4 protein-coding genes and 1 rRNA gene are annotated in these 6,000 nt (G+C 53.3%); 1 reads left to right on the top strand and 4 read right to left on the bottom strand.

Going from position 1 to position 6,000, the window contains the following annotated elements:
• The 4 genes from ACOTWU_RS07345 to rluD all read right to left on the bottom strand — a co-directional run.
• A 16S ribosomal RNA gene (locus ACOTWU_RS07345) occupies nucleotides 1–93 on the bottom strand; the annotation flags it as partial.
• Between the two features lie 426 nt (nucleotides 94–519).
• On the bottom strand, nucleotides 520–3,093 hold the full coding sequence (gene clpB, locus ACOTWU_RS07340) for an ATP-dependent chaperone ClpB (protein ID WP_017692862.1): 2,574 nt from the start codon (nucleotides 3,091–3,093) through the stop codon (nucleotides 520–522).
• Nucleotides 3,094–3,222: 129 nt separating this feature from the next.
• Nucleotides 3,223–3,954: a purine nucleoside phosphorylase YfiH gene (gene yfiH, locus ACOTWU_RS07335; protein ID WP_126498831.1), complete on the bottom strand. Its 732-nt coding sequence runs from the start codon at nucleotides 3,952–3,954 to the stop codon at nucleotides 3,223–3,225.
• Nucleotides 3,951–4,931 carry a 23S rRNA pseudouridine(1911/1915/1917) synthase RluD gene (rluD, locus tag ACOTWU_RS07330; protein ID WP_017383977.1) on the bottom strand — a complete coding sequence of 327 codons (981 nt, stop codon included), beginning with the start codon at nucleotides 4,929–4,931 and terminating at the stop codon, nucleotides 3,951–3,953. Before rluD ends, yfiH begins: the two co-directional genes overlap by 4 nt.
• A gap of 131 nt (nucleotides 4,932–5,062) precedes the next feature.
• Between rluD and bamD the strand changes: the two genes are divergently transcribed.
• On the top strand, nucleotides 5,063–5,800 hold the full coding sequence (bamD, locus tag ACOTWU_RS07325; RefSeq protein WP_003863164.1) for an outer membrane protein assembly factor BamD: 738 nt from the start codon (nucleotides 5,063–5,065) through the stop codon (nucleotides 5,798–5,800).
• Nucleotides 5,801–6,000 lie beyond the last annotated feature (200 nt).

The following is a 6,000-nucleotide window of genomic DNA, read 5'->3' as shown; positions in this document are numbered from 1 at the left end:
GAAGCAGCAAGCTGCTTCCTGTTACCGTTCGACTTGCATGTGTTAGGCCTGCCGCCAGCGTTCAATCTGAGCCATGATCAAACTCTTCAATTTAAGTTTGATGCTCGTGAATTAAACTTCGTAATGAATTACGTATGTTCACTCAGAGACTTGGTATTCATTTATTGTCCGAAGACATTAAGAATCCATGTCACTTTGAGTGCCCACACAGATTGTCTGATAAATTGTTAAAGAGCAGTGCCGCTTCGTTTTCGCTGCGGCGCGGGGTGTGCATATTACGCTTTCCCGCTTCAGAGTCAAGCGTTTGTTTTGCTTTTCTCTGCTGACCCGGCGGCTTGCGTGCCGTTGTTCCGTGTCAGTGGAGGCGCATTATAGGGAGTAATTCCGAACCTGCAAGGATAAAGTGAAAATTATTTACTGACCGCTCATTTTCCAGGCAAATCACATCCCAGACCTCAATTTTCGCCTGGTTTTTAAACAAAAACGAGCCGCAAGCGGCCCGTTTTTGCGTTTTGTGACTTACTGCACTGCCACAATGCGATCGTCGTTGGCTTCCAGACGAATAACTTTGCCCGGAACCAGCTCCCCAGAGAGGATTTGCTGTGCCAGCGGGTTTTCGATCTGCTGCTGGATAGCACGTTTTAACGGACGCGCACCATAAACAGGATCGTAACCATTCTCGCTCAGCAGTTTCAGCGCATCGTCGGAAATGTGGATTTCATACCCACGCTCTTCCAGACGTTTGTACAGACGCTGCAACTGGATCTGCGCAATCGACGCGATGTGTTTCTCGCCCAGCGGATGGAACACGACCACTTCATCAATACGGTTGATGAACTCCGGACGGAAGTTTTGGCTGACCACACCCAGCACAAGATCTTTCATATGGCTGTAATCCAGCTCACCGAAGCGTTCCTGAATCAAATCGGAACCCAGGTTCGAGGTCATGATCACCACCGTGTTACGGAAGTCGACCGTTCTTCCCTGCCCGTCCGTCAGACGCCCATCATCCAGCACCTGCAACAGAATGTTAAACACGTCAGGATGAGCCTTTTCCACTTCATCCAGCAGGATGACGGAATAAGGACGACGACGAACCGCTTCCGTCAGGTAACCGCCCTCTTCATAACCGACATATCCCGGAGGCGCACCGACCAGACGCGAGACGGAGTGTTTCTCCATAAACTCGGACATATCGATACGCACCATCGCGTCATCGCTGTCGAACATAAAGTTAGCCAGCGCTTTACACAGCTCAGTTTTACCGACACCGGTTGGCCCCAGGAAAAGGAACGAGCCGATTGGACGATTCGGATCGGACAGCCCCGCACGGCTACGACGAATGGCGTTAGATACCGCTTCGACCGCTTCGTTCTGTCCAATGACGCGCTGATGCAGATCCTGCTCCATACGCAGCAGTTTCTCACGTTCGCTTTCCATCATGCGAGCCACAGGAATACCCGTCCAGCGCGCCAGCACTTCGGCAATCTCGGCATCCGTCACTTTATTACGCAACAGACGCATGGTTTTGCCTTCCGACTGCGTGGCGATCTCAAGCTGTTTTTCCAGCTCAGGGATCTTGCCGTACTGTAGCTCGGACATCCGCGCCAGATCTCCTACGCGACGGGCCTGCTCAATGGCAATTTTCGCCTGCTCCAGCTCCGCCTTGATTGTCTGGGTGCCAGAGAGTGAGGCTTTCTCAGCTTTCCACTCTTCTTCCAGCTCAGAATACTGACGCTCTTTCTCGTCCAGTTCTTCGTTAAGCATATCGAGGCGTTTCTTACTCGCTTCGTCAGACTCTTTGTTCAGCGCCTGCTGTTCCAGCTTGAGCTGGATAATGCGGCGATCGAGTCGGTCCAGCTCTTCCGGTTTCGAGTCAATCTGCATACGGATGCTGGACGCCGCTTCATCGATAAGGTCGATGGCTTTATCCGGCAACTGACGGTCGGCAATGTAACGATGCGAAAGCGTCGCCGCCGCAACGATGGCCGGGTCAGTGATCTGCACGTGATGGTGCAGCTCATAACGCTCTTTCAGTCCTCGCAAAATGGCGATGGTATCTTCTACGCTTGGTTCAGCGACAAACACCTTCTGGAAGCGACGCTCCAGCGCGGCATCTTTTTCAATGTACTGACGATACTCGTCCAGCGTAGTGGCGCCGACGCAGTGAAGTTCACCACGCGCCAGCGCAGGTTTCAGCATGTTCCCGGCATCCATTGCGCCGTCAGCTTTACCCGCCCCCACCATGGTGTGCAGTTCGTCGATAAACAGGATGACGTTACCTTCCTGTTTCGCCAGATCGTTCAGCACGCCTTTCAGACGCTCTTCAAATTCACCGCGGTATTTCGCCCCGGCCACCAGCGCGCCCATATCCAGCGCCAGTACGCGACGGCCTTTCAGCCCTTCGGGCACTTCGCCATTAACGATACGCTGCGCCAGCCCTTCAACGATGGCGGTTTTACCGACGCCAGGCTCACCAATCAGCACCGGGTTGTTTTTGGTACGACGTTGCAGTACCTGGATAGTCCGACGAATTTCTTCGTCACGGCCGATTACCGGGTCAAGTTTGCCCTGCTCGGCACGTTCGGTCAGGTCGACCGTAAATTTCTTCAAAGCCTGACGTTGGTCTTCGGCTCCCTGGTCGTTCACGCTTTCACCTCCGCGCATTTTCTCAATCGCCTGGGTCACATTAGCGGTGGTTGCACCGGCGGATTTCAGCAGGTCGGTTAAGGTACCGCGTGATTCAAGCGCCGCCAGAACAAACAGCTCTGACGAAATAAAGTTGTCCCCACGTTTTTGCGCCAGCTTGTCGCAAAGGTTCAGCACGCGCACCAGATCCTGCGACGGCTGCACGTCGCCGCCGGTACCTTCTACCTGCGGTAAACGGCTCAGCGCCTGATCGATGGCGGTGCGTAACTGGCCGGCATTAATGCCAGCGGACGTTAATAAAGGACGTACCGATCCCCCTTCCTGATTCAGCAAGGCGCTCATTAAATGAAGAGGTTCGATAAATTGGTTGTCGTGCCCCAGTGCGAGGGACTGGGCATCGGCGAGAGCAAGCTGGAATTTATTAGTAAGACGATCCAGACGCATAACTCCTCCCATAACAGGTCAAATTTGCTACTGGAGATTAAATGAGGTCATCCCTCAATTATTCAAGGTTAATAACCTGAATTATGTGAAAAGAAAACGGCGCGTACCGGATCGTCTTGATTCTTTAGGTTATATCAGCCAAATGAAACTTGCCATACGACCTGTCGTCTTGTCGCGGCGATAGGAGAAAAAATCACCCTTTTCGGTGAAGGTACAGCGATCTCCGCCGAAGATTTGGGTCACGCCGACGTTATTCAGGCGCTGGCGGGCAAGCTGATAAATATCGGCCAGATATTTATCTCCGGAAGCCACAAACGCTTCGACCGCTTGCGGATCTTTTTCCATAAAGGCATCGCGCACTTCGGGCCCGACCTCAAACGTCTGCGGGCCAATCGCCGGGCCAAGCCAGGCGATGAGATTTGCAGAATCGTCATGGAAGCAGGCAACGGTCTCTTCCAGCACGCCTTCGCACAGGCCTCGCCATCCGGCGTGGGCAGCAGCCACTTCAGTTCCTGCCTTATTGCAGAACAACACCGGCAGGCAATCAGCAGTCATCACCGCGCAAACCGTTCCCGGCGTATTGCTGTACGAAGCATCGGCGCGCTTAGACGCATAGGGCTCCCCCGTCAGCTTCAGCACCGCTTTACCGTGCACCTGCTCAAGCCAGACCGGTTTTGAAGGAAGGTTTCCCGCAGCAAAGAGGCGTTTACGGTTCTCTTCAACGTGCTCCAGGTTATCGCCACAGTGCGCACCGAGGTTCAGAGACTCCCACGCGCCCTGGCTCACGCCACCGATACGGGTTGAACTACAGGCGGCCACGCCTTCAGGAAGTGGCCACGCCGGGACAATCAGTTTGGTCATAACCAGTCCACGTGATCCTTATGTTCTTCGAAATCTGCGCGCATCGCGTCGATAAGTTCCACCATATCCTGTGGGATCGGCGCATGCCATTCCATCTGAATTCCAGTAATTGGGTGATAAAGACGCAGCATCGTCGCATGCAGCGCCTGGCGATCGAATTTACGCAGCACGGAGATGAATTCATCCGATGCGCCCTTTGGTGGACGCGGACGACCGCCGTAAACCGGGTCACCCACCAGCGGATGGGTAATATGCGCCATGTGCACGCGGATCTGATGAGTACGCCCGGTTTCCAGGCGCAGACGCAGGCGCGTATGAATACGGAAATGTTCCATGATGCGGTAGTGGGTTACCGCCGGTTTACCCATCGGGTGTACGGACATATGCGTACGCTTGGTTGGGTGACGGCTGATAGGCTCTTCCACCGTGCCGCCAGAGGTCATATGACCAATCGCCACCGCTTCATACTCACGGGTAATTTCGCGCAATTGCAAAGATTCCACCAGGCGAGTCTGAGCTGGGACCGTCTTCGCCACCACCATCAGACCCGTGGTGTCTTTATCCAGACGGTGAACGATACCGGCACGCGGTACGTCGGCAATCGGCGGATAATAATGAAGGAGAGCGTTAAGTACCGTACCGTCAGGATTGCCCGCGCCCGGATGAACAACAAAGTCGCGCGGCTTGTTGATGACCAGAATATCGTCATCTTCGTAGACGATATCCAGCGGGATATCCTGCGGCTCGAAGCGGACTTCCTCTTCGATTTCAGCATTGATGGCGACAGCTTCCCCACCAAACACTTTCTCTTTTGGTTTGTCCCAGATCTTGCCGTTTACCAGCACGCGCTGGTCAAGGATCCATTCTTTTATGCGTGAACGCGAATAATCAGGGAACAATTCGGCCAAAGCCTGATCTAAGCGTTGACCGAGCTGATTTTCGGAGACTGTTGCGGTGAGTTCTACTCGTTGTGCCATAAACTGCTTCTTCGTTTAACGTTGGGTTTTACGGCTTTGCCGTTTAATATAGTGTGCTATTGTAGCTGGTCTTAATCGGGAGCAGGAACTGAGTTTCTCCCGGACAAACATTTGAGGAAAGTCAAAACGTCATGACGCGCATGAAATATCTGGTGGCAGCGGCCACGTTGAGCCTGGCTTTGGTGGGCTGCTCCGGTTCGAATGAACAGGTCCCTGACAATCCGCCGAATGAAATCTATGCGACTGCACAACAAAAGTTGCAGGACGGTAACTGGAAACAGGCGATAACGCAACTGGAAGCGTTGGATAATCGCTATCCGTTTGGCCCGTATTCGCAGCAGGTACAGTTAGATCTTATCTACGCCTACTACAAAAATGCCGATCTGCCGCTGGCTCAGGCAACGATCGATCGTTTCATGCGTCTGAACCCTACCCATCCTAACATCGATTACGTGATGTACATGCGCGGCCTGACTAACATGGCGCTGGATGACAGTGCATTGCAGGGCTTCTTCGGGGTGGATCGTTCCGACCGTGACCCGCAACATGCGCGTGATGCTTTCAATGACTTCTCCAAGCTGGTGCGTAGCTACCCGAACAGCCAGTACATTACCGATGCCACTAAGCGTCTGGTGTTCCTGAAAGATCGTCTGGCGAAATATGAGTACTCCGTTGCGGAATACTACACCCGCCGTGGCGCATGGGTTGCCGTGGTTAACCGTGTAGAAGGCATGCTGCGTGATTATCCGGATACGCAGGCCACGCGTGATGGCCTGAAGCTGATGGAGAATGCGTATCGCCAGATGCAGATGACGGCTCAGGCTGACAAAGTGGCGAAAATCATCGCCGCGAACAGCAGCAACACCTGATACCGCTACAATGCATAACGGCAGCCCGCGGGCTGCCGTTTTTTTATTCTTTCAGACTTACGCTGAAGCGGTTTAGCTTCAACACATCCATTCAACTATGACCGCAATTGTTGGCTTCGACAAGGTAAATCTCACCTCTTCCTGCCCTGCCTCACAAAAAAGATTCCCTGACAAAAACCGACAAAATAACGTGATCCAAA

Origin of the sequence: Enterobacter cloacae complex sp. GYL001 (assembly GCF_049237125.1) — a bacterium.
Taxonomy (GTDB): Bacteria; Pseudomonadota; Gammaproteobacteria; order Enterobacterales; family Enterobacteriaceae; genus Enterobacter; species Enterobacter hormaechei_C.
Note: the sequence above shows the minus strand (reverse complement) of the source record. Positions and strands in the feature narration are given on the sequence as shown.